The sequence below is a fragment of the Bradyrhizobium sp. genome, assembly GCF_035484855.1.
Lineage (GTDB): Bacteria > Pseudomonadota > Alphaproteobacteria > Rhizobiales > Xanthobacteraceae > Bradyrhizobium.
Genome location: NZ_DATHOP010000095.1, coordinates 1 through 22,348, shown reverse-complemented (window position 1 = coordinate 22,348; position 22,348 = coordinate 1). Strand labels below are relative to the sequence as shown.

Here is a 22,348-nt window from a genome sequence, read left to right as displayed (position 1 = left end):
GAGCCTCTTTTTGACGCGTTTTCTTGACGCGAACCGGTGCCCACTTCGCTTGAAAACGCTTTAGACATGCTCATAGACCGTGCGTCCGCCGACAATAGTGCGTACCACTCGGCCGGAGAAGCGGGCTTCGTCGAATGGCGTGTTCTTGCATTGCGATTTCAGATCGGCCGGATCGAGAATCCAGGGCGTATCGGCGTCGATCACGATGAGGTCGGCCGGCGCGCCCGCGCGCAATGTGCCGCCGGGCAGGCCCAGAAGCTCAGCCGGACGCGTCGACATTGCGCGGATCAGCGTCTTGAAATCGATGTCGCCGCTGTGGACCAGACGCAAGCCCGCCGGCAGCATGGTCTGCAGGCCGACCGCGCCTGCGGCTGCTTCCGCAAACGGCAGCCGCTTGACTTCGACGTCCTGCGGATTGTGGTCGGACATGATGACGTCGATCAAGCCGGAGGCAACCGCTGCCACCAGCGCCAGCCGGTCGTCCTCGGTGCGCAGCGGCGGCGACAGTTTCAAAAATGTCCGGTAGGGGCCGATGTCGTTCTCGTTCAGCGTGACATGGTTGATCGAGACCGAGGCCGAGACCGCGAGCCCGGCGTCGCGGGCGCGTTTGAGGATTTCCAGCGATTCGTTGCAACTGAGCGAAGCCGCGTGATAACGCCCGCCGGTCAGCGCCACCAGGCGCATGTCGCGCTCCAGGATCACGGCTTCCGCCGCGTTGGGGATGCCGACCAGGCCAAGGCGCGCGGCGAATTCGCCCTCGTTCATGACGCCTTCGCCGACGAGGTCGGGGTCTTCGGTGTGATGCACGATCAGCGCATCGAAATCCCGCGCATAGGTCAGCGCGCGGCGCATCACCTGGGCGTTGGTGACGCTTCGGTCGCCGTCGGTGAAGGCGACCGCGCCGGCCGCCTTCAACAGCCCGATCTCGGTCATCTCCTCGCCGCGCATACCCTTTGTGAGCGCCGCCATCGGATGAATGTTGACGATCGCGGTGTCGCGGGCACGGCGCAGGACAAAATCCACCGTCGCCGAATTGTCGATCACGGGCGAGGTGTCGGGCTGGCAGATGATGGTGGTGATGCCGCCGGTGGCGGCGGCCTGGCTCGCGGAGGCAAAGGTCTCGCGGTGGCTGGCGCCGGGCTCGCCGACGAAGGCGCGCATGTCGATCAGCCCGGGGGCCACGACCTTGCCGGCGCAATTGACGATGTCGGTGCCCTCGGGCACGCCGGCCGCACCGATGCCGCGGCGCGACTCACGGATCACGCCGTCGGCGATCAGCACGTCGCCGGGACCGTCGAAATCGCGCGACGGGTCGATCAGCCGGGCGTTGGCGAGCAGGATCGGGCGGCGGTCGGTCAGCATCGCGCTTTACGCGTTCGGCAGGTTGCGGGCGAGCGCTTCCAGCACCGCCATCCGCACCGCCACGCCCATTTCGACCTGCTCGCGGATCAGCGATTGCGCGCCGTCGGCGACGATGGAGTCGATCTCGACGCCGCGGTTCATCGGCCCCGGATGCATCACCAGCGCGCCGGGTTTTGCGTAAGCGAGTTTTTTCTGGTCGAGCCCGAAATAGTGAAAGTACTCCTGGGTCGAGGGCACGAACGAGCCGTTCATGCGCTCGCGCTGCAGCCGCAGCATCATCACGATATCGGCGCCGTCGAGGCCCTCGCGCATGTCGCGGGCGACTTCGACGCCCATCCGCTCGATGCCGCGCGGCAACAGGGTCGATGGCGCGACCACGCGGACGCGGGCGCCCATGGTGTTGAGCAGCAGGATATTGGAGCGCGCGACGCGGGAATGCATGACATCGCCGCAGATCGCAATCGTGAGCCCCTCGAGCCGGCCCTTGTTGCGGCGGATGGTCAGGGCATCGAGCAGCGCCTGCGTCGGATGTTCATGGGCGCCGTCGCCGGCATTGATCACGGAACCGTCGACCTTGCGCGCCAGCAGTTCCACCGCGCCGGAGGCGTGGTGGCGCACCACCAGGATGTCCGGATGCATGGCGTTCAGCGTCACGGCGGTGTCTATCAGGGTCTCGCCCTTGCGCATCGAGGAGGAGGACACCGACATGTTCATGACGTCGGCGCCTAACCGCTTGCCGGCGATCTCGAAGGAGGACTGGGTGCGGGTGGACGCCTCGAAGAACAGATTGACCTGGGTGCGGCCGCGAAGCGAGGTGCGCTTCTTGTCGATCTGGCGGTTGAGCTCGACATATTCCTCGGAGAGGTCGAGCAGGCCGGTGATATCGGCAGCCGAAAGCCCCTCGATTCCCAGCAGGTGCCGGTGACCGAAGACATAGGTCGATTTCGATGCAGGGGTCATTAAAGCCAGAGCTATAGGCAGGGTTGGCGCGCGGGGCAAGGGCGAATAGAGGCTGCGCGAGTTATCCCCCGGTCTGTTCCCTCCTCGTCATGCCCGGCCCTTGTGCCGGGCATCCACGTCTTCATTTTCTTGTTAACCGTAAAAAAGACGTCGATGGCCGGAACACCCGTCTGCACCAAGGCTTCGCCGGGTTTTCGGTGCCGGTCCGCCGAAGCCTCTTTACCGCAGAAGTCCGCCTTCGGACGAAGGCGGTTGGCGAAGGTGGAAGTCCGGCCGTGACGATTGAGGATGCTATTTTCGTGAAACCAATTGTGATCGCGCTCGTGGCTCTGTTCTTCGCAAGTCCGGCTTCCGCGCAGAGCCTGCCCGGCAGTTTTGTCTTGCTGCGCGACATCGATCCGACGATCCTCCAGGACATCCGCTACGCCGGGATCAACAATTTCATGGGTCGGCCGCTCGCCGGCTACGGGGCGGGCGAATGCGTGGTGAAGCGGGAGGTTGGGCTGGCGCTGAAGCGCGTCCAGCAGGAACTCGCGCCGCAAAAACTGTCGTTGAAAATGCTGGATTGCTACCGCCCGGCGCGCGCGGTGCACGATATGGTGCTGTGGGCGCAAAACGGGAAGGAGACGGCGGTCGAGCGGCGTTACAATCCGGCATTCTCCAAGAGGGACCTGTTCCGCCTCGGTTATATCGCCGAGCACTCCGGCCATTCCACAGGCTCCGCAGTCGACCTCACGCTGGTTGATCTGAAGGCCGACAATTCCGGAGTCTTCGACGCTAACAAGTCCTATGCGGACTGCATCGCGCCGGCACCCGCCCGCGCGCCGGAAGCCAGCGTCGACATGGGCACCGGCTATGACTGTTCCGATCTCAAGGCGCATACCGCTGCCAGGTCGATTACCCCTGAGCAGCGCCGCTGGCGCGACCTGCTGGTTGGCGCGATGGCGAAGCAAGGCTTTGTCAATTATGCCAAGGAGTGGTGGCATTTTTCGCTGCCGGGCACAGGTGGGCCGGCGTATGATTTTCCGATCACGGCGCAGCACCGCTGAGTCTGCCCGAGCGCTTGATCCGATATCGTTCGACCGCGAGGAGCGGCCATGACCCAGGCCAAATTCGCCACCCACGAAGTGTTCAACCAGTCGCCGCCGTTTTGGGACGTCGATCTGTTCGCCGTCGATCGGCCGCTTTTGGAAGCGGTCGCGGCCAATGGCGGGGCTGCGTCGGAAAGCGAACTGTCCGAATTCGGAAAACACTGGGGTTCGGCCGCGATGGCCGAGCGCGGCCGGATCGCCAATGAGAACACACCAAAACTTCGGACATTTGACTCGCGGGGCAATCGCCGCGACGAGGTGGAGTTTCATCCCGCCTATCACGAGCTGATGGCGCGCAGCGCGCATGCCGGCGTGCACAACTCGACCTGGAACGCGGATGGCAAGCCGGCCGGCGGCGCCGCCGAGGTCAGCCGCGCTGCAAAATTCTACATGGCGGCACAGGTGGAGACCGGGCATCTCTGCCCGATCACCATGACGCGCGCGTCCGTTGCGGCATTGGCGGCGCAACCGGAGCTTTTGGCAAGGACCATGCCGGTCATCGGCACGCGCGCCTACGATCCCACCTTTGCGCCATGGTGGACCAAGCGCGGCATGACGCTCGGCATGGGCATGACCGAGAAGCAGGGCGGTACCGACGTGCGTTCCAACATGACGCGGGCGGAACGCGACGGCGAGGCCTACCGCATCGCCGGCCACAAATGGTTCATGTCGGCGCCGATGTGCGATGCCTTTCTGGTGCTGGCGCAGGCCGACGAAGGCCTCACTTGTTTCTTCATGCCGCGCTTTCGGCCGGACGGCTCGGTCAATGCGATCCAGTTCCAGCGGCTCAAGGACAAGCTCGGCAATCGCTCCAATGCCTCCTCCGAGGTCGAATTCGTCGGCGCCTATGCGGAGCGCGTCGGCGACGAGGGCAAGGGCATCCGCACCATCATCCAGATGGTGCAGCTGACGCGGCAGGATTGCGCCATCGCCTCCGCCGGGCTGATGCGCTCGGGCCTGGCCCATGCGCTGCATCACGCCAGATATCGCAGCGTATTCCAGAAACATCTCGCCGATCAGCCGCTGATGCAGGCGGTACTGTCGGACATGGCGCTGCATGTCGAGGCTTCGATCGCGCTCGTCATGCGGCTATGCCGTTCATTCGACCGCGCGCCGCATGATCCGGCCGAGGCTGCTTATATGCGGCTCCTGACGCCGGCGATAAAATACTGGGTCTGCAAGAGCGCGCCGGGATTTTTGTACGAGGCGATGGAGTGCCTCGGCGGCAACGGCTATGTCGAAGAGGGCATTCTGGCGCGTCATTTTCGCGAGTCTCCGGTCAATGCGATCTGGGAAGGCTCCGGCAATGTGATGTGCCTCGACGTGCTGCGGGCACTGTCGCGCGAGGCCGAGGCCGCCTCCGCCGTTCTGCAGGAGTTGGCCGAGGAAACCAGGGGATTGCCGGGCGCCGGCGACGCTGTGACCTTCATCGGCAAGACTTTCCGCCGGCCCGACGGCGAGTGCGTGGCGCGGCTGGCCGTCGAAAAACTGGCGCTGCTTGCCGCAAGCGCCGCGCTCAAGGCGATATCGCCGCATCACGCCGAATTGTTTGCGAGAACCCGGCTTGCGCAAAATCACGCCAGCATGTACGGCGCCGTCGATCTTGCGACCGACGATGTCAGAAGGTTGCTGGAACGGGCATTGCCGTGAATATCTCTCCCGTCATGGCCGGGCATAGCCGTCTGAAAGACGGCGTCGCTTCCGCTCGCCTATACCCGGCCATCCACGTCTTCTTAAGCCACCTCGGTACAAAGAAAGACGTGGATGCCCGGCACAGGGCCGGGCATGACGGCAAAAAGCTGAAAGCCCATTGATGGATTCCCTCGATCCCGAAAATCCCGCCGCGACCGCTCCGGTCGTTCCAGCCCAACGTCCGCCGCGCATCTGGAAATTCTGGGGCACCTTGCTTTGGGGCCTCGTCGTGTTCGCCGCGATGTTTGTCGGGCAAATGGCTGTCGTGGCCTGGTTCGTGTTGCAGCGGGGAGGGCCGATCGATCTTGCTTCCATCCCCGCCGTCAGCGGCCGCGGCTTGACGATTGCGCTCTCCGTGATCATGGGGTTGCCGGCCGTGCTGGCGGCGTTATGGATCGCGATCCGTCCGACGCGGACGCCATTTGCCGATTATCTCGCGTTGCGTGGTACCTCCTGGGTCCATTTCCTGATCGGCGCGGTCGCGCTCGGCGTGCTGGTAACGGGTTGGGACCTGGTGTCGCGCGCGGCCGGGCGCGATGTCGAGCCCGGATTCATGGGCGACGTACTGCAATCGGCTCAGGCCGATGGCGCATTGTGGCTTCTGGTGATCGCGTTCAGCGTCGCAGCTCCCGTCTCGGAGGAATTATTCGCGCGCGGTTTTCTCTATCGCGGCTGGTCGGAATCCGTTCTCCGGCCACCGGGCGCCATCCTGCTGTCGTCGCTGGTGTGGACCTCGCTGCATCTGCAATATGACTGGTTCTTCTTCGGCGAGGTGTTTTCGATCGGACTATTGCTCGGCTATTTCCGCTATCGCTATCAATCGACCTGGCTGACGATCTTCATGCACGGGCTCAACAACCTCGCCGCGGTGGTGCAGACCTGGCTGCTGGCGGGGCATGGATAAGAGGGCCTTTCCGTCATTGCGAGCGCAGCGAAGCAATCCACACTTTCCTCGCCGGCTATGGATTGCTTCGCTGCGCTCGCAATGACGAGAGCCGGTCCAGCGCGCCCTGCAGGATGAAGATCGCCGCATGCTCGTCGATTACTTCGGCGCGGCGGGCGCGGCTCATATCCATGCCGATCAATTCGCGCTCGACGGCGGCGGTGGAAAGCCGCTCGTCCCACAGTGCGATCGCAAGATCGGTGAGTCTTGAGAAATTGCGGGCGAACGCGCGGGTCGATTGCGCGCGCGGACCTTCGCTGCCGTCCATGTTGATGGGCAGGCCGAGCACGAAGCCGGCCGCATTGCGCTCGGCCGCGATCGACAAGAGCCGCGCGGCGTCGGATTTGAATGCCTTGCGCTTGATGGTCTCGACGCCGGTCGCAAGCCTGCGGTCGGGATCGGATACCGCAACCCCAATGGTCTTGGTGCCGAGATCGAGACCGACAAGGGGGCCCCGCACGGGCCAGTGTGTTACAGCATCGATCAAGGGCAGGATAAGGGCTGGCATGGATAGCGCATACCACGCGCCTCCCAATGCGTGCAAAAGCGGCGAAAGGCTGACGGCATGGACCGGCTGACATCATTCGGGTTGTTTGCGGTCACATTGATGCTTCTGACCTACGCGCTGGAGGACCGCAGCCGCTGGTTCGTGCTGGCCTTCGCGGTCGCCTGCGCGCTCGGATCGGTTTACGGATTTTTGCAGGGAGCCTGGCCGTTCGGGCTGGTCGAGGCGATCTGGGCGGTGGTCGCGCTGCGGCGCTTTGGCCTCAGGCCGCAATGACCTCGGCGTTTTCCTTCAGGCAGGAGGCAAAACCTTGCAGTGCGCTGTAATGATGCGCGGCGCGGCGCCGGATGAAGAGGGTATCGACCCGCGATTGCGACGGCTTGAGCCTGTGGATGCGGATGTTGCCGCTGAGCTCGCCACGCTCGACCACCGCGCGCGGCAGCAGCGTCACGCCCATGTCGGCTGCCGCGCAGCCGACCATGCCGTCGAGCGTGCCGAATTCGAATCGCGCCGAACACGGCCAGCCGAACTCGGCGAAAACCTGTTCAAGTTTTTGCCGATAGGTGCATCCGGCGCGGAACACCAGGGCTGTCGGACCCGATTCGGGCGTGGCGGCGCGCAAGGCCGCGAGGCTGGACCAGTGCCGCGCCGTCACCAGCACCAGTTCTTCCCTGAAAGCGGTCTCGGCGATCAATTCGGCATGTTCGATCGGACCGGCGACAAAAGCGCCGTCGAGCGCGCCCTCGAGCACGGCGGCGACCAGATCCGCCGTCGTCGCGGTCCGCAGGCTCAATTGCACCGCGGGGAATCGCCGGTGAAATGCGGCCAATAACTGTGGCAGGCGCACCGCTGCCGTCGTTTCCAGCGAGCCGATCGCCAAAGGCCCCTTGGGCTCGCCGTCATCACGAGCGGCGAGAAGGGCCTCGCGCGACAGCGCGGCCATCCGCTCCGCATACGGCAACAGCCTTCGGCCGGCGCCCGTCAGCGTCATGCCGCGGCTGTGCCGCTCGAACAGGGCGGTGCCAATCTCGGCTTCCAGCGCCTTCACCCGCTGGGTGATGTTGGATTGAACGGTGTTGAGCTCGCTGGCCGCGCGGGTGATGCCGCCGACGCGGGCAACGGTTGAGAAGGTCACCAGATCGGACAATTCCATGAGCTTGACCGTTTCGTTTTCAAGATGACAGCGTTCTAAAGAAATCACTTATAATGAATGCTAGCCGGGCTTATGCTTGATGTCCAGATTGGCGCTTGCGCCAATCCCTCTTATCCGAAAGATCAGAACCATGTGGCCGGACCGCCGAATTCTCGACCTTTTCAAGATCGAATTTCCCATCGTGCAGGCGCCGATGGCGGGCGTGCAGGACGCCGACCTCGTGATGGCCGCGGCGCAGGGCGGTGCGCTCGGCTCGCTGCCATGCGCAATGCTGTCGGTGGAGAAAGCACGCGAGCAGTTCAACGTCATCCGCCAGCGGGTGTCCGGGCCGCTCAACATGAACTTCTTTTGCCATCAGCCCGTCGATGCCGACCCCGGCCGCGAGGCCGGGTGGAAGCGGAGGCTGGCACCCTACTATGAGGAGTTGGGGCTCGATCCTGCGGCGCCCGTCAACGCCGCCAACCGTGCGCCGTTCGGTGGCGCGATGTGCGATCTCGTCGAGGAATTGAAGCCCGAAATCGTCAGTTTCCATTTCGGGCTTCCCGAGGCCGCGCTGCTGAAGCGCGTCAAGGCCACGGGCTGCCTCGTGATGTCGTCCGCGACCATCGTGAAGGAAGCGATCTGGCTCGAGCAGAACGGCGTCGACGTCATCATCGCGCAGGGCGCGGAAGCCGGCGGCCATCGCGGCATGTTCCTGACCGACGATATCGCCGGGCAGCCCGGCACCTTCGCGCTGGTGCCGCAGGTGGTGAACGCGGTGAAGGTACCGGTGATCGCCGCCGGCGGCATAGCCGACGGGCGGGGCATCGCAGCCGCCTTCGCGCTGGGGGCTGCCGGCGTGCAGATCGGCACCGCCTATCTGCGTTGTCCGGAATCGAAGGTGACCCCGGCGGTGCGCGCCGCGCTAGCCGAGGCGAGGGACGATTCTACCGTCATCACCAACGTCATGACCGGCCGCCTCGCGCGCGGGGTCAGGAACCGAGTGATGCGCGAAGTCGGCCCGATTTCCCCTGACGCACCGGCTTTTCCCCATGCCGCGACCGCGCTCGCGCCCTTGAAGGCGGCGGCCGAGAAGCTCGGCCGGGTCGATTTCACCAATCTCTGGGCGGGGCAGGCGGTAGGACTGGGGAGCGACATGCCGGCCGCCGAGCTAACGCGGGCACTGGCCGCAGCTGCGCTGGCGCGGCTTGCCCAAATAGCGGGCTGAGCGGACGACGACTGCGGTTGCGGCGCAAAAGCCCCCTCTGCTATACGGCCCTGAAACCCGCCGTCCGAGGCCCTATATAATGTCCGTCGATGCCGCCACCGTTCGCCGTATCGCTCATCTCGCGCGAATCGCGGTCTCCGAGGCCGAGATTCCGCATCTAGCGGGCGAGTTGAACGCCATGCTGGCGTTCGTCGAGCAATTGTCGGAAGTCGATGTCGAGGGCGTCGAGCCGATGACCTCGGTGACGCCGATGGAAATGAAGAAGCGGGCTGACGTGGTGACGGACGGCGGTATCCCCGACGACATCGTCGGGAATGCGCCGGCGACCGACGATTATTTCTTTCTGGTACCGAAAGTCGTGGAATAAGTTTTGGACGGGAAATCCGATGTGTCTGCTCTGCGACGATGAAAAGGCCTATGCGGCCTACATGAATTACCTCGACGCGATGGAGCGGCAGGGCAAGGCGGCCGATCGCGACAAGGCGGTCGATGCCGTGCTCGATGCGCTGGAAGCCGCCGACAAGGCCTGCGTCAAGGACGATCCGGCCAACGACAAGACGCTGTCGCCATTCTTCTGCAGCCCGGTTGATAAATGACCGATTTGACCTCGCTGACGCTCGCCGAGGCGCGACGCGGCTTCGCGAACAAGACCTTTACGTCGCTGGAACTGACGAACGCGCATCTCGACGCGATCGAGGCCGCGCGCGCGCTGAATGCCTTTGTGAAGGAAACCCCGGATCAGGCGCGCGCCATGGCGCGGCAGGCCGATGCCGGAATCGCCAAGGGCGAGGGCGGTCCGCTCGCCGGCATCCCGCTTGGAATCAAGGATCTGTTCGCCACCAAGGGCGTGCGCACCACCGCCTGCTCCAAAATCCTCGGCGATTTCGTGCCGGCTTACGAATCCACGGTCACCTCGCAGCTCTGGCGCGACGGCGCGGTGATGCTGGGAAAACTCAACAATGACGAGTTCGCGATGGGTTCGTCCAATGAAACCTCGTGCTTCGGCCCGGTGGTCAATCCGTGGCGGCGCGAGGGTGCCAACACCACACTGGTGCCGGGCGGCTCGTCCGGCGGTTCGGCCTCGGCGGTGGCGGCCTTGCTCTGCATGGGCGCGACCGCGACCGACACCGGCGGCTCGATCCGCCAGCCCGCGGCGTTCACCGCAACCGTCGGCCTGAAGCCGACCTATGGCCGTTGCTCGCGATGGGGCATCGTCGCCTTTGCGTCCTCGCTCGACCAGGCGGGGCCGATCGCCCGCACGGTGCAGGATGCGGCGATCCTGATGCGCTCGATGGCAGGCCACGACCCCAAGGACACCACCTCGGTCGATCGCGAAGTGCCGGACTACGAGGCAGCGATCGGAAAATCGGTGAAAGGCATGAAGATCGGCATCCCCCGGGAATACCGCCTCGACGGCATGCCGGCGGAAATCGAAAAGCTCTGGAGCGAGGGCGCCGCCTGGCTGAAAGCAGCCGGCGCCGAGCTGGTCGAGGTGTCGTTGCCGCACACCAAATACGCGCTGCCGGCCTATTATATCGTCGCGCCGGCGGAAGCCTCTTCGAATCTCGCCCGCTATGACGGCGTGCGCTACGGCCTGCGCGTGCCCGCCCGTTCGATCGGCGACATGTATGAAGCTACCCGCGCCGGAGGTTTCGGCGCCGAAGTCCGCCGCCGCGTCATGATCGGCACCTATGTGCTCTCGGCCGGTTACTACGACGCCTATTACCTGCGCGCGCAAAAAGTCCGCACGCTTATCAAGAAGGATTTCGAGGATTGCTTTGCCAAGGGCGTCAACGCCATCCTGACGCCAGCGACGCCGTCGGCGGCGTTCGGCATCGGCGAGAAGGGCGGCGATCCCATCGAGATGTATCTCAACGACATTTTTACGGTGACGGTGAACATGGCGGGACTGCCGGGGATCGCGGTTCCCGCCGGCAAGGATGCACAGGGCTTGCCGCTCGGGCTGCAATTGATCGGCCGTCCGTTCGACGAGGAAACGCTGTTTTCGCTCGGCGAGGTGATCGAGCAGGCTGCCGGCCGCTTCACGCCGCCGAGGTGGTGGTGAACGCCGCCGAATTCAAAGCCAGTATTTCCGGCGCGACACCTGCGCCGGGCCTCCATGCGCCGCTCGCCGCGCTGTGGTGGGCGGCCAAAGGCGGTTGGGACGAGGCGCACAAGATCGTGCAGGATGAGGAGACCACCGACGCCGCCTGGGTCCATGCCTACCTGCACCGGGTCGAGGGTGATCTCGGAAATGCCGGTTATTGGTACCGGCGGGCCGGCAAACCGGTCGCGGCGGATTCGCTCGAGAGCGAGTGGGAGCAGATCGTCTTCGCACTGATCGCGAGCGACGGAAAAGTGGCAGATTGACTACGCCGCGAGCAGTGTCACCCACGGACGATATCCACAAGGAGATCGCCTCCGATCAGCCCCCACCGAGCTTTCTCAGATAGGCCGGCTGCAACTGGGTTCCATGCTGGCGGTCGTGAGCGTCGAGCGCGACCGCGGCAAGATCGACCGAACGATAGGTCTCGTGAAGGATCGTCGCCATCTTGAGCAGCGCCTGGCCGGATAGCCGGTCGAACAACATGAAGTCGCGCACATAGACGGCATCGCCCCAAAGGATTTGGCTAAGCATCGCATTCGGATCGTTCATGAATACAAGCGGCTTGAACGTCCTTCCCGCCTTCCCCAACAAATGGAGCGCAAATCCCTTCGATCGCAGATAGGTGTCGATCTCCGCGAACAACGGCTGGCCCTTGTACAATTCGACAAATTCCACCTCGGCGTGAACGACCAGCACCTCGTCGAGCAGCCTGGTCGCTCCCTCAAACACCATCAATTCGGCTCCCTGCACGTCGGCCTTGAGAAAGTCGGTGCCCTTGAGTTCAGGAATATCGTCGAGCCGCGTGGTTTGGACGGGGTAGGTTTTCTGAACGCGGGCAAGCTCCTCGAGGTTCTGGAATTTGGCGAGCAGAGCGCTGTTCGGCTCGAACAAGGACGAGGTCATTGCGAAATTGCACTCGTAAAACGTTCGCGCCGATCCGTCGCCGACGAAATACGGCAAATAATGATGTCCCGGCTTCGCCGAGGCCTTGAGCTTCGCAAATTCTGCGGCAACAGGCTCGAACCCATAGACGTCGCATGGCGTGGCGTTTGCGAGCGGAGAATACGCGTCGGTACCTTCGCCGAGGCTCATGGCGCCGACATCCACGATCTTCAGGCGCGGAAGGCCCGGCAGCATCTGTGCGATGTTGAAGAAGGGTGCGTTCTGTGCATTGTTCATGACGGCCCGGCGGTAAGTATTGAATCCACAGCGTGGAAGAAACTAGAAAGGCTTACGAGCAATCATATTGAGGCTTATCAGCGTGTCGCTGAAACGCAACTCGCTGGTATCCTGGAATACCCCGAACTTTTCGACACGCTCGATTTCGCGGAATCCCGCTTCGTGAAGAAAGCTTCCGAGAATGGCGGTATCCAGCCCCGAATAGTGAACGTCATATGGCGTGGTCCGGCCACCGAACATCATCCGCATAACGTGAAAGCGCCCCTGAGGCGTGACGTTGGGGTGGACATATATCTTGCATAGCGTTTCGAGATCGGGGACGGACGCCCTTAATCTGCCGCCCGGTTTGAGGATTCGGTAGATTCCCTTGAGCGTACTTTGAAGCTCTCCATTATATCCGAGATGTTCGAGTACATGCGATGCATAAACCTCGCAGCAACTCTCGTCGTCGAGAAAAGTCAGGTCGGTGCAATTCCCGACGTAATCGACGATCGGCCCCGGGATCGCATCCAGTATCTTCCAACCCTCGCGCTGTTCCCAGCCGCCAATATGAAGCTTGATTCCGTCCGCTGGTGGTTCGCTCATCATCTTTGTGTCCACTCCGGCCTTCACTGAGCTCCGTCGTAGCTTAGTAGTTCGCCGCGGATTCCGCATCAGAAAGAGTCGCACTTGAAGTGTTGGCGCGGGCATTTTTCAGACCTGATATCCGTTTGCTCCGTGGTCTCGACCATTCTGTAGAACTCCGCGGCCGGCGAGGTGGGCTTGCGGCAGGCACGGGCAATGGCATTCCCTCGGTGCTCATGATAGTTGTGATACGTTGGGGCTGACGAGACCGCGGTTGCGCGAGGAAGCGATGACGGACGCAGAGTTCATTGAATTGGTGAGGCGCAATGCGCCCCATATCGCCAATACGCTCCTGCACGTAGGGCGCGTTTTTGGCGATCCGAGCCGAATCGCCTGGAAGTCGCAGTACCCGCCGAACGACATGTTGATCAATGTGTCCAGTGGCCGGGTCGAAATCGGCAAGGATTGTTTTTTCGGGCATACAGTCATGCTGTTGACCGGTACACACGACGTCACAAAGTTCGGACCTGAACGCGTGACATCCTATCCGAAGGAAGGACGCGACATCATTCTGGAAGAAGGTGTTTGGTTGGCTTCCGGCGTAGTCGTGCTGGGCCCGTCCCGGATCGGTAAGCACGCAGTGGTTGGGGCGGGTAGCGTGGTGCGCGGCGATATCGAGCCCTACGCCATTTACGCTGGCAATATCGCCAAAAAAATCGGCCAAACCAATCCGCAAATCTGAAAAAAGAAATGCCAGGCCAGCGGGCCGGGGTGTTGCGGATCAAGCTGCGATCGGGAGCGAAGGTTTTGCCATAGACGGCCGGTTGCATCGGCTCACGCGGCGGCCTAATTTATAGTAGTGCGGCATCGTCTCGAAGAATCGAGCCCGAGGCGCCCGAAAACCCATCGTTAGCGAAGAAATATTCAATTATTTCAACGCTTTTTGCCGTGAATCCGCGTCTTCGGACGCAGCCCAACCGAGCCGTCATGAACGTCGCCGTCAAACCATCAAAGCTGATCAAGGGCTCAACCGGCGACTGGGAAGTCGTCATCGGCATGGAAATCCATGCCCAGGTCACCTCCAACTCAAAACTGTTTTCAGGGGCCTCGACCGAATTCGGCGGCGAGCCGAACAGCCATGTCTCGCTGGTCGACGCGGCGATGCCGGGTATGCTGCCGGTGATCAACGAGGAATGCGTGCGTCAGGCGGTGCGGACCGGCCTCGGGCTCAACGCGAAAATCAATATGCGCTCGGTGTTCGACCGCAAGAACTATTTCTATCCGGATCTGCCGCAGGGCTATCAGATCAGCCAATACAAATCGCCGATCGTCGGTGAAGGCGAGGTGGTCGTCGAGCTTTCCGGCGGCGAGACCGCGACCGTCGGCATCGAGCGGCTGCATCTCGAGCAGGACCCCGGCAAGATGCTGCACGACCGCAGCCCGACGATGTCCTATATCGACCTCAACCGGGCCGGCGTCGCCCTGATGGAGATCGTCTCCAAGCCCGATATCCGTTCCTCGGAGCAGGCCAAGGCCTATGTCACAAAACTGCGCTCGATCATGCGCTACCTCGGCACCTGCGACGGCGACATGGAGAAGGGTAGCCTCCGCGTCGACGTCAATGTCAGCGTGCGCAGGCCGGGAGCAGCGCTCGGCACCCGCTGCGAGATCAAGAACATAAACTCGATCGCCTTCATCGGCGAGGCCATCGAATACGAGGCGCGCCGCCAGATCGGCATCCTCGAGGACGGCGGCACCATCGACCAGGAAACCCGGCGGTTCGATCCCAACAAGGGCGAGACGCGCTCGATGCGCTCCAAGGAAGAGGCGCACGACTACCGCTATTTCCCGGATCCCGACCTGTTGCCGCTGGAGTTCAGCGAGGCCTATGTCGCCGAATTGAAGGCGAACTTGCCGGAATTGCCGGACCGCAAGAAGGCGCGCTTCATCGCCGATTTCAGCCTCTCGCCCTATGATGCCGGCGTGCTGGTGACGGAGCGGGAAAGCGCCGACTTCTTCGAGGCCATGCTGGCGGGTCTCGCCGACCAGGCTAGCTCCGGCAAGCTCGCCGCCAACTGGGTGATCAACGAGTTGTTCGGGCGGCTCAACAAGGAAGGCCGCGACATCGCTTCGTCGCCGGTGTCGGCCAGCCAGCTTGGCGCCATCGTCGACTTGATCGGCGAGGGCACCATCTCGGGGAAGATCGCCAAGGACCTGTTCGAGATCGTCTGGCAGGAGGGCGGCGACCCGCCTGCGCTGGTCGAGGCGCGCGGCATGAAGCAGGTCACGGACTTAGGGGCGATCGAGAAGGTGGTCGACGACATCGTTGCGGCCAATCCCGACAAGGTGGCGCAAGCGCGCGCCAAACCGCAACTGATCGGCTGGTTCGTCGGTCAGGTGATGAAGTCGTCCGGCGGCAAGGCCAATCCGCAAGCCGTCAACGACCTGCTCAAGTCCAAACTCGGCATCTGAACGTCGCCTGCGATCGCGGCGGCATCATGGCCGCGGCATCGCTCGAGGGGCTGCGCGTGCACCGATCATTCACCATAAACGGGCGGCATCGTACGCGACGAACGCTTCGAGCTCCGCGAATCAGCTGCGCGCGATTCGCGCAAAAATCCGGTTTTGGCGAGCGCCGATGAGACGCGAAGCCGGTGGGCATGAAAATTTTTTTATTGCCAAAATCGGCGACTCAGAGTCCGCGCAACGCACTTTCGGCCGGCTTCGATGCAACACAGCGACATCATGTGCGCATCGGTGGTCGGATGCGTGATTGATGGAAATGGCTGCAGCACAGCCGATTCTTCTAATCTTGACATTCGCCGATGCAGGTTTTCGCGCGACATTCGCATCGCCGCGCCAACGCTTCGTGATGTTGTCGATCAATACGCCGCGCGCGCTCTCGCTTCGGCGCGTCAACACTTCCTTAAGCGGGACGCTGTTTTTTTCAATGTGTTGGTGTATTCGGGATGTAGTGCATTTCGATTCCCGAGTGCACGCAGCGATTAAGCCATCTCACTACATTAGGAGGGCAACATGGCCAAGAAAGCTAAGAAGGCAAAGAAGGCGAAGAGCGCAGTGAAGAAGACTGCGAAGAAGACCCGCAAGGTCGCCAAGAAGAAGTAAATCTCGCTTGAAGAAAATTGCCGGCGGCTTGATGCCGGCACGTCACGAGAGCCTTCAGGACGATTTGCTTCTCGAAGCGAATTTTAGATAGGCGGCTCTGTCGACGAAAGAGGGTGTCGGCGAGACATCAGGTCAAACGGCTGGATCGTTATTTTCGGGGAGACTCGCGCTCCGACGAAAACCGGTCCGGCAGAAGAAACGGTTTTTCTTCGTTCGGTGCGGATCTCGAAAACTCCGCAATTTCACCGGACCTCCGGGTCCAACGTGAAATCTGGTCCTGACGTGTTCGCCGACGCCCTCGTTCCCATCGTCCGCGTGGCTATTGCCCCGGCGCTCTCGATTTTCCCAACTTGACGATATCCGCCGCACCAAGCCGCCCGCACCGGCGACTGCCGGCGGGTCAGGCCGCCACCGCAGCCGCGCGCTGCGCCGCCTCCGGAGTGTGGAATCGCCCCGATGGTTATCGTTCCGCGAAATCGCAGGGTAAACCAAATCTGGCAAAGCGGCGGAAACCCGCGTCACACGCGGACTACTGCAATCCGGCACCTATCGGCGCCGCCTGAGCGTTTACATCCCGTTCATCGCGATACTTAAACTGCCCTTCAAATTTGATCGGTCATGATCATTCCAACAAGCCGGCAAACGGCGTGGGGAATAACGGGACGTTTGGCATTTGGACGGGAGCCGCGCGCGGGTAGCGCGAGCGCGGCCAACAAGATCAAAAAGGAGACGGCGGATGTTTCAGGGAACCATCGATCAGGATACCGCGATACCGGTGCAGGCGAGCGCCATCCCCGACGTGCTGTACGAGCGTGGCCTGTACTGGGCGAGCGGGCGTTCCGGCGTGGTCAATCTCGTAGCTGCCCATAAGTGGTTCAACCTCGCGGCCCTGAAAGGCCGCACCGATGCGATCCCGCTGCGCCGCGAGGTCGCCGAGATGATGTCGGAAGTCGAGATTGCCGCGGCCCAACGTGAAGCCCGGGCCTGGATGACCGCGCAATAGGCTCTCCGGGTTTTTACGAGGCGCCACATAGACCAGCCGGTAACCTTGAACGGCGATCATTGCGGTCTGGGGAACGCACCACGATTGCAGCATCGAGATGCATCGCTTCGCGGGCGAGCAGCAGGCGCTTGCGGGCGTTGCGCCCTCGAGCGGCTGGAGCAGGCCATTCTGAAACCGCACCGGCCCCTCGACCACGCCGCCGCGCGCCAGGCATTGATCCGCAACGGGTGGTCGCTCGAGCGCAAGCGCGCTTGACGAGGCAGGCCGTGACCCTCGCGTGGCGCCGGAACAGGCCGCGACCGGGGCTTTACTTGAAGCAGGGCGGCTATTCTGTTACGCGGATTTTATGTCGAAGCGTGACGAAGCTCACAGCCTGCAACAGGCGTTTTCGCTGCATCGAAGCGGCCGGTTTGCCGAAGCCGCAAAGCTCTACCGCAAGATCATCAAATCGAATCCGCGGGAAGCCAACGCACTTCATTCGCTTGCCATTATCGAGGCGGCCAACGGCAACCGCGCCGAGGCCGCGCGACTGATGGGTCGCTCGCTGTCGGTTCAGCCGACGAATATCCAGTTTGCGCAAAACTACGCCACGGTGCTGTGCCAGTTGCAGGATTTCGCAACGGCCGGCGCGGTGTGCCTGAAGGCCCTGGAGGCGGATCGCGGCAACGCCTACCTACTCTATGTGCTGGCCGGCGCGCTGCTCAAGCAAGGCCGGTTGCAGGAATCGCTTCTGAAATTCGACGAACTGCTGCTGCACGAGCCCAACCACGTTGCGGCGCTGGCCGAGCGCGGCTTCGTGCTGACGGCCCTGCAACAATATGATTTGGCGCTTGCCGGCATCGAAAAGGCCATCGCGCTCGATCCGAGCTATGCGGAGGCTCATCTCAACCGCGGTGTGTTGTTCGGTCAGCTGAAGCGTCACGACGAAGCCATTGCTTCGTTCGACCGGGCGCTGCGATTGAACCCGAACTCGGCCGACGCCTGGCTCGGCTATGGCAATGTGCTGTTTGACCTGCGGCGGTTCGATGAAGCCCTGATCGCCTATGACAGGGCGCAAGCGCTCAATTCCGGCGCCGACGAGATCTTCGTCGCGCGCGGCAACGTGCTATGCGAGCTTCAACGGTATCAGGAGGCGGAGGCTGCCTATGAAGGCGCCTTGGCGCTCAGGCCGCAATCGGCGGAGGCCTGGGTCGGCAGGGGCAACGTGCTGCGCGAACTCAGGCGATATGACCGGGCGCTTGCCGCCTATGACAAGGCGCTCGGATTCAACGACGCAATGGCCGAGGCCTGGCTCGGCCGCGGCAATGTGTTGCTCGAGTTTTCGCGCGAGCAAGAAGCGCTGGCGGCCTGCGACAGGGCCTTGGCGCTCAAACCCGAACTCGGCGCCGCGTGGCTTGGCCGAGGCAACGGCCTGCTCAAGCTCAAATGGTTCGAGGAGGCGCTTGCCGCCTACGACAAGGCCGCGGGATTGGCCGAAGCCTGGCTCGGCCGCGGCAACGTGCTCTACGAGCTGCGGCGCTATCGGGAGGCCGCCATCGCCTATGACGAGGCGCTGGCGCGCAAGTCCGGGCTCGCGGAGGCGTGGTACGGCCGCGGCAACGTGTGGCGCGAATTCACTCAATTTGACGAGGCGCTCGCCGCCTATGACAGGGCCCTGTCGTTAAAGCCCGACCTGACCGCGGCGGAAAGCGCCCGCATCAATGCCAAGAATTGTATCTGTCACTGGAACGGCTGGGAAGAAGACTGCGCGCGGCTGATTGCAGCGGTGAGGGGCGGCAGCACTAATGCCGGACCGTTCGAATTCCTCGCGGTTCCGTCATCGGCCGCCGACCAGCTCGCATGCGCCAGGATGTGGATCAAGGTCATGCATCCGCCTTCCAGCCAACCGCTTTGGCAGGGCGAGCGATACGTCCACGATCGCATTCGCGTCGCCTATTTGTCGTTCGACTTTCGCCAGAATGTGGTTTCTTATCTGACCGCCGGATTGTTCGAGCACCACGACAAATCGAGGTTCGAGACAACGGCGATATCGTGGGGGCCGAATGACAATTCGGACATGCGGCAGCGCCTGGAGGCCGCGTTCGAGCGATTTGTCGACGTCGAAACGCAAGGCGACGACGAGATCGCCAGCCTGATCAGGGCGCACGAAATCGACATCCTGGTCGATTTGACCGGTCTTACCAAGTACGGGCGACCCGGCATCGCCGCGCGGCGTCCGTCACCGGTCCAGGCGCAATATCTGGGTTATGCCGGAACGATGGGGGCCGACTACATCGATTACATGATAGCCGATCCGGTGCTGGTGCCGATGTCGGATCACGTCAATTACGTGGAGAAGATCGTCCAACTTCCTCACAGCTTCATGCCGCATGACGACAGAAGCCGCGCGATCTCGGAGCGACCGTTCGCCCGCGCCGAATTCGGCTTGCCTGAAAACGGCTTTGTCTTTTGCAGCTTCAACAACGCCTATAAATTCAATCCAAGGGTGTTTCGGTCGCGGATGAACCTGCTCAGAGCCGTGGAGGGCAGCGTGTTGTGGCTGACCAAGGACAATCCCTCGGCGGTGAACAATTTGCAAAGGGAAGCCGCCGCCGCCGGCGTCGATCCGGACCGGCTGGTATTCGCCGACCGGATGCCTTCATCGGCGGATCATCTGGCGCGGCATCGCCTGGCGGACCTGTTCCTGGACACGCTGCCCTACAACGCCCACACCACGGCGAGTGACGCGCTATGGGCGGGCCTGCCGGTGTTGACGCAAATCGGCGAGACCTTCGCGGGCAGGGTTGCCGCGAGCCTGTTGACCGCGGTCGGCCTGCCCGAACTGATCGCACGGACCGGGGAGCAATTTGAGACGATGGCGATCGAGTTGGCGACACAGCCGCAGGCGTTGGCTGCGATCAGGGCGAGGCTCGCGCAAAATCGCTCGACCGCGCCTTTGTTCGACACGGCGCTGCAGACCCGGCACATCGAAAGCGCTTATTCGGCAATGGTTCGACGCTACCAGGACGGTCTTCCTCCGGACCACATCCGTGTTCCCTGGTAGATTTGCAGGCCGGCGACCGTGCCGGACGAACCGGCCGTCACGCGGAAGTGAATGACGGGCATATGGCCCCCGATCAATCGGCACGGGCGCCGTGCTTTAATGGAATGTGACGCGCGTACCGGGGTTCAGACTCAGGGAATCTTGGCTTCCAAATTGCCCACTGGAAAATCGGGAGAGTCGAATGCGCAAATTTACGACCAGGTTTCTAACGCTGGCGATGTTCTCGGCGGCGCTGCTGGTTGCGCCCACGTTGATGTCCGTCTGTTTCGCCGGCGGAGATCCGACACCGTCATCGCCGCCGCCGCCACCGGCGAGCAGCAGCAAGCCGATGACGAACGGCAAGAAGAAGACCAGCGAACTCCAGCCCCGCATCGAGGATGCGGCGTTCGTCTCGGCTTACCGGGCGGCCTACGCCACGATCTACGACCGCAACGATTACGCCGCCGCAATCGAGCAGTTGAAGGCGCTCGGTCACGACGACAACGCTTCGGTGGCAACCCTGATCGGCTATTCCTATCGCAAGCTCGGCGACTACAAGGTGTCGCAGATCTGGTACGAGCGCGCGCTGCAGGCCGACCCCGACCATGTCAGGACCTGGCAGTATTATGGATTGTGGCAGCTCGAACAGGGCAACCGCGAACAGGCGGAATATCATCTGACCCGGATCGCCGCTCTGGCCGGCACCGACAGCGAGGAATATCGCTCGCTTGCCGCGGCAATGGAAAAGCCGCCCGGCACCGGTCTGGTTTACTGAGTCGGAAACGCCCAACAATGTGGCCCGCCACCCGTAGCCCGCAGGGCGAGGGGTGGCGGAGCCGGAGGGATTCGAACCCTCGATAGGGCTTTACAACCCTATAACGGTTTAGCAAACCGCCGCCTTCAGCCACTCGGCCACAGCTCCATCACGGCCGATATGCCCGACGAAGGGGCGAGCCGCAAGCGGCAGATTCGGCGCGGCGAAATCCGCGACCTCATCGCGACCTTATAATGGCTCAGCGATCGCCGACGATCGCACGCGCACCAATCTGCTTTTCGCGGCGCGGGTTCGTATTTCATGCCCGTCGACCGTCGTCGCAGCGATTTCGATTGACGTCGTCGCACGAGAATCGATTGTTGCGCGCGCGATCGGCCGTCATGACTGAAGATAGAAATAGGCCCGTAAAATAAGGGTTTTTCGCGAGTCCTCTCTACGGCGACTGCGGAACGAGTCGCAGCGATCGGGATTGCAAATTACTCTTCAAATCGTCCGCGCAGTTCGATCGGCACTGCGATGCCGTCGGCGCGAGTCGCGATATCACGGCTGCAGGCCGGGGTTGTTTCGCGCAACCGTCGGATGAATCATTTTCCGTTTTTTCGCGCTGGCGATATGGCTTGCGGTGCTCGATTCGGCGGGAATTGCGAGGCGATGGTGGAAAACCGGCCGTCGGCGATGCCCAGGCATCGATCTTGCGCCAAATGGAACTAATCGAAAACAGCATTGCAGAACAATGGCTTGCGATGAAATCTCGATCACGGATGCGTGTTATTTGTGCAACACCGTTCCAAAAACGCGCAGTCGGAGGTCGTTCGGAGTGGTTCCTTTGTTGCGTGTGCAGAAGCCTTCGGTAATTGTGATGTTGCGACGGAGGGGGGCATCCCGAGGTCGTCCCGTTCTAGGTGGTTCGCTTAAGTCCCTCGCGTTCATGCGGGAGTGTCCGAAGGCGCGAAGCGGCTAAGCGGGTTTCAAGGGATTAAGGGAACCAACCTTAGGGTGTTTGCACCCAGCGGATCCGGAACCTTCCCTACAGAGCAACTTGGAGGTTATCATGAAGATGGTTAAGAGCCTTATGCTCGGCTCAGCGGCGGGTCTTATCGCCATGAGTGGGGCTCAGGCAGCCGATCTTCCCGTCAAGGCCAAAGCGGTCGAGTACGTGAAGATTTGCTCCCTGTATGGTGCCGGTTTCTTCTACATTCCGGGCACCGATACCTGCATCAAGCTGGGTGGTTATCTGCGCGTTGATACCACGTTCAACGGCAGCATCTACGATCAGCCGGCCTGGAGCGGCGATCTTGGTCTTGGCGATCGCTACGTCAACCACGAGGTCTCCCGTGCCCGTATGGCGATCACCGTCGATACCCGCACTGCGACCCAATACGGCGTAGTGCGCACGTTCGGCCAGGGTGACTTCCAGTACGACACCCTGGGACAGAGTTCGTTCGCTCCCGGCGGCCTCGCCTCGAACCTCGGCGCCAACAGCACAACCCTGCTTATGACGCCCGGCAGCGGCTATGTCGCGGTCGAGTATGTGTTCCTGCAATTCGCCGGCTTCACCTTCGGTAAGTCGTCTTCGGCTTATGCGTCGCCGTGGAACGGTTATCCGGGCAACAACACGTCGTACCTGATCGGCGGCGAAGACTCCGTCACCGGCGTGAT

21 protein-coding genes and 1 tRNA gene are annotated in these 22,348 nt (G+C 62.5%); 15 read left to right on the top strand and 7 right to left on the bottom strand.

Translation table 11 applies throughout. The features are described 5' to 3' along the window. Positions 1-60: 60 nt before the first annotated feature. Positions 61-1,362: a dihydroorotase gene (locus tag VK804_RS10795; protein ID WP_325370793.1), complete on the bottom strand. Its 1,302-nt coding sequence runs from the start codon at positions 1,360-1,362 to the stop codon at positions 61-63. A 6-nt stretch (positions 1,363-1,368) separates the two neighbouring features. Next, on the bottom strand, positions 1,369-2,322 hold the full coding sequence (locus VK804_RS10790) for an aspartate carbamoyltransferase catalytic subunit (RefSeq protein WP_325370792.1): 954 nt from the start codon (positions 2,320-2,322) through the stop codon (positions 1,369-1,371). A gap of 299 nt (positions 2,323-2,621) precedes the next feature. Between VK804_RS10790 and VK804_RS10785 the strand changes: the two genes are divergently transcribed. The 3 genes from VK804_RS10785 (at position 2,622) to VK804_RS10775 (ending at position 6,009) form a co-directional block, all read left to right on the top strand. After that, entirely contained in the window at positions 2,622-3,371 is a 750-nt protein-coding gene (locus tag VK804_RS10785; RefSeq protein ID WP_325370877.1) for a M15 family metallopeptidase, read from the top strand. 48 nt (positions 3,372-3,419) lie between these two features. After that, positions 3,420-5,063: an acyl-CoA dehydrogenase family protein gene (locus VK804_RS10780; protein ID WP_325370791.1), complete on the top strand. Its 1,644-nt coding sequence runs from the start codon at positions 3,420-3,422 to the stop codon at positions 5,061-5,063. A 163-nt stretch (positions 5,064-5,226) separates the two neighbouring features. Continuing rightward, the gene (locus VK804_RS10775) at positions 5,227-6,009 is read left to right on the top strand and encodes a type II CAAX endopeptidase family protein (RefSeq protein ID WP_325370790.1); all 783 of its coding nucleotides are present in this window, start codon (positions 5,227-5,229) and stop codon (positions 6,007-6,009) included. A 55-nt stretch (positions 6,010-6,064) separates the two neighbouring features. Here the strand turns inward: VK804_RS10775 and ruvX are convergent, their stop codons facing one another. Further along, positions 6,065-6,556 carry a Holliday junction resolvase RuvX gene (gene ruvX, locus VK804_RS10770; protein WP_325370789.1) on the bottom strand — a complete coding sequence of 164 codons (492 nt, stop codon included), beginning with the start codon at positions 6,554-6,556 and terminating at the stop codon, positions 6,065-6,067. Positions 6,557-6,613: 57 nt separating this feature from the next. On the opposite strand from ruvX, the gene VK804_RS10765 reads away from it, so the two are divergent. Further along, complete coding sequence (locus VK804_RS10765) at positions 6,614-6,829, top strand: hypothetical protein (RefSeq protein ID WP_325370788.1); 216 nt, start codon at positions 6,614-6,616, stop codon at positions 6,827-6,829. Here the strand turns inward: VK804_RS10765 and VK804_RS10760 are convergent. Then, positions 6,816-7,706: a LysR family transcriptional regulator gene (locus tag VK804_RS10760; protein WP_325370787.1), complete on the bottom strand. Its 891-nt coding sequence runs from the start codon at positions 7,704-7,706 to the stop codon at positions 6,816-6,818. The genes VK804_RS10765 and VK804_RS10760 overlap by 14 nt on opposite strands. A gap of 130 nt (positions 7,707-7,836) precedes the next feature. On the opposite strand from VK804_RS10760, the gene VK804_RS10755 reads away from it, so the two are divergent. The 5 genes from VK804_RS10755 (at position 7,837) to VK804_RS10735 (ending at position 11,283) form a co-directional block, all read left to right on the top strand. Beyond that, on the top strand, positions 7,837-8,913 hold the full coding sequence (locus VK804_RS10755) for a nitronate monooxygenase (RefSeq protein ID WP_325370786.1): 1,077 nt from the start codon (positions 7,837-7,839) through the stop codon (positions 8,911-8,913). 79 nt (positions 8,914-8,992) lie between these two features. After that, complete coding sequence (gene gatC, locus VK804_RS10750; RefSeq protein ID WP_325370784.1) at positions 8,993-9,280, top strand: Asp-tRNA(Asn)/Glu-tRNA(Gln) amidotransferase subunit GatC; 288 nt, start codon at positions 8,993-8,995, stop codon at positions 9,278-9,280. A gap of 19 nt (positions 9,281-9,299) precedes the next feature. After that, on the top strand, positions 9,300-9,509 hold the full coding sequence (locus tag VK804_RS10745; protein ID WP_325370782.1) for a hypothetical protein: 210 nt from the start codon (positions 9,300-9,302) through the stop codon (positions 9,507-9,509). Beyond that, positions 9,506-10,978: an Asp-tRNA(Asn)/Glu-tRNA(Gln) amidotransferase subunit GatA gene (gene gatA / locus VK804_RS10740; RefSeq protein ID WP_325370780.1), complete on the top strand. Its 1,473-nt coding sequence runs from the start codon at positions 9,506-9,508 to the stop codon at positions 10,976-10,978. Before VK804_RS10745 ends, gatA begins: the two co-directional genes overlap by 4 nt. Continuing rightward, complete coding sequence (locus VK804_RS10735; protein WP_325370778.1) at positions 10,969-11,283, top strand: hypothetical protein; 315 nt, start codon at positions 10,969-10,971, stop codon at positions 11,281-11,283. The genes gatA and VK804_RS10735 overlap by 10 nt, the downstream gene beginning before the upstream one ends. A gap of 55 nt (positions 11,284-11,338) precedes the next feature. Here VK804_RS10735 and VK804_RS10730 read toward each other — a convergent pair whose 3' ends face one another. Both VK804_RS10730 and VK804_RS10725 read right to left on the bottom strand, forming a co-directional pair. Further along, the gene (locus tag VK804_RS10730; protein ID WP_325370777.1) at positions 11,339-12,199 is read right to left on the bottom strand and encodes an FkbM family methyltransferase; all 861 of its coding nucleotides are present in this window, start codon (positions 12,197-12,199) and stop codon (positions 11,339-11,341) included. Between the two features lie 42 nt (positions 12,200-12,241). After that, positions 12,242-12,787: a class I SAM-dependent methyltransferase gene (locus VK804_RS10725; protein WP_325370775.1), complete on the bottom strand. Its 546-nt coding sequence runs from the start codon at positions 12,785-12,787 to the stop codon at positions 12,242-12,244. A 250-nt stretch (positions 12,788-13,037) separates the two neighbouring features. On the opposite strand from VK804_RS10725, the gene VK804_RS10720 reads away from it, so the two are divergent. From VK804_RS10720 to VK804_RS10700, 5 genes are all read left to right on the top strand, one after another. Then, positions 13,038-13,505, top strand: coding sequence for an acyltransferase (locus tag VK804_RS10720; RefSeq protein WP_325370773.1), 468 nt, complete (start codon positions 13,038-13,040; stop codon positions 13,503-13,505). A gap of 245 nt (positions 13,506-13,750) precedes the next feature. Beyond that, entirely contained in the window at positions 13,751-15,235 is a 1,485-nt protein-coding gene (gene gatB, locus VK804_RS10715; protein ID WP_325370771.1) for an Asp-tRNA(Asn)/Glu-tRNA(Gln) amidotransferase subunit GatB, read from the top strand. A gap of 1,390 nt (positions 15,236-16,625) precedes the next feature. Beyond that, positions 16,626-16,892, top strand: coding sequence for a hypothetical protein (locus tag VK804_RS10710; RefSeq protein WP_325370769.1), 267 nt, complete (start codon positions 16,626-16,628; stop codon positions 16,890-16,892). Positions 16,893-17,238: 346 nt separating this feature from the next. After that, positions 17,239-19,935 carry a tetratricopeptide repeat protein gene (locus VK804_RS10705; RefSeq protein ID WP_325370767.1) on the top strand — a complete coding sequence of 899 codons (2,697 nt, stop codon included), beginning with the start codon at positions 17,239-17,241 and terminating at the stop codon, positions 19,933-19,935. A gap of 181 nt (positions 19,936-20,116) precedes the next feature. Further along, the gene (locus tag VK804_RS10700) at positions 20,117-20,689 is read left to right on the top strand and encodes a hypothetical protein (RefSeq protein WP_325370765.1); all 573 of its coding nucleotides are present in this window, start codon (positions 20,117-20,119) and stop codon (positions 20,687-20,689) included. Between the two features lie 53 nt (positions 20,690-20,742). Here the strand turns inward: VK804_RS10700 and VK804_RS10695 are convergent. Beyond that, a tRNA-Ser gene (locus VK804_RS10695) sits at positions 20,743-20,836 on the bottom strand. 904 nt (positions 20,837-21,740) lie between these two features. On the opposite strand from VK804_RS10695, the gene VK804_RS10690 reads away from it, so the two are divergent. Then, a partial coding sequence (locus VK804_RS10690) for a porin (RefSeq protein WP_325370763.1) occupies positions 21,741-22,348 on the top strand: 608 nt, incomplete at its 3' end.

Bases quoted from the DNA above. Each gene is read 5' to 3' on its own strand.
- gatA (WP_325370780.1), top strand. From the start codon at position 9,506: ATGACCGATTTGACCTCGCTGACGCTCGCCGAGGCGCGACGCGGCTTC.
- VK804_RS10765 (WP_325370788.1), top strand. From the start codon at position 6,614: ATGGACCGGCTGACATCATTCGGGTTGTTTGCGGTCACATTGATGCTT.
- gatB (WP_325370771.1), top strand. From the start codon at position 13,751: ATGAACGTCGCCGTCAAACCATCAAAGCTGATCAAGGGCTCAACCGGC.
- VK804_RS10700 (WP_325370765.1), top strand. From the start codon at position 20,117: ATGCGCAAATTTACGACCAGGTTTCTAACGCTGGCGATGTTCTCGGCG.
- VK804_RS10760 (WP_325370787.1), bottom strand. From the start codon at position 7,706: ATGGAATTGTCCGATCTGGTGACCTTCTCAACCGTTGCCCGCGTCGGC.
- gatC (WP_325370784.1), top strand. From the start codon at position 8,993: ATGTCCGTCGATGCCGCCACCGTTCGCCGTATCGCTCATCTCGCGCGA.
- VK804_RS10745 (WP_325370782.1), top strand. From the start codon at position 9,300: ATGTGTCTGCTCTGCGACGATGAAAAGGCCTATGCGGCCTACATGAAT.
- ruvX (WP_325370789.1), bottom strand. From the start codon at position 6,556: ATGCCAGCCCTTATCCTGCCCTTGATCGATGCTGTAACACACTGGCCC.
- VK804_RS10725 (WP_325370775.1), bottom strand. From the start codon at position 12,787: ATGATGAGCGAACCACCAGCGGACGGAATCAAGCTTCATATTGGCGGC.
- VK804_RS10755 (WP_325370786.1), top strand. From the start codon at position 7,837: ATGTGGCCGGACCGCCGAATTCTCGACCTTTTCAAGATCGAATTTCCC.
- VK804_RS10795 (WP_325370793.1), bottom strand. From the start codon at position 1,362: ATGCTGACCGACCGCCGCCCGATCCTGCTCGCCAACGCCCGGCTGATC.
- VK804_RS10730 (WP_325370777.1), bottom strand. From the start codon at position 12,199: ATGAACAATGCACAGAACGCACCCTTCTTCAACATCGCACAGATGCTG.
- VK804_RS10705 (WP_325370767.1), top strand. From the start codon at position 17,239: ATGTCGAAGCGTGACGAAGCTCACAGCCTGCAACAGGCGTTTTCGCTG.
- VK804_RS10775 (WP_325370790.1), top strand. From the start codon at position 5,227: ATGGATTCCCTCGATCCCGAAAATCCCGCCGCGACCGCTCCGGTCGTT.
- VK804_RS10710 (WP_325370769.1), top strand. From the start codon at position 16,626: ATGTTTCAGGGAACCATCGATCAGGATACCGCGATACCGGTGCAGGCG.
- VK804_RS10780 (WP_325370791.1), top strand. From the start codon at position 3,420: ATGACCCAGGCCAAATTCGCCACCCACGAAGTGTTCAACCAGTCGCCG.
- VK804_RS10790 (WP_325370792.1), bottom strand. From the start codon at position 2,322: ATGACCCCTGCATCGAAATCGACCTATGTCTTCGGTCACCGGCACCTG.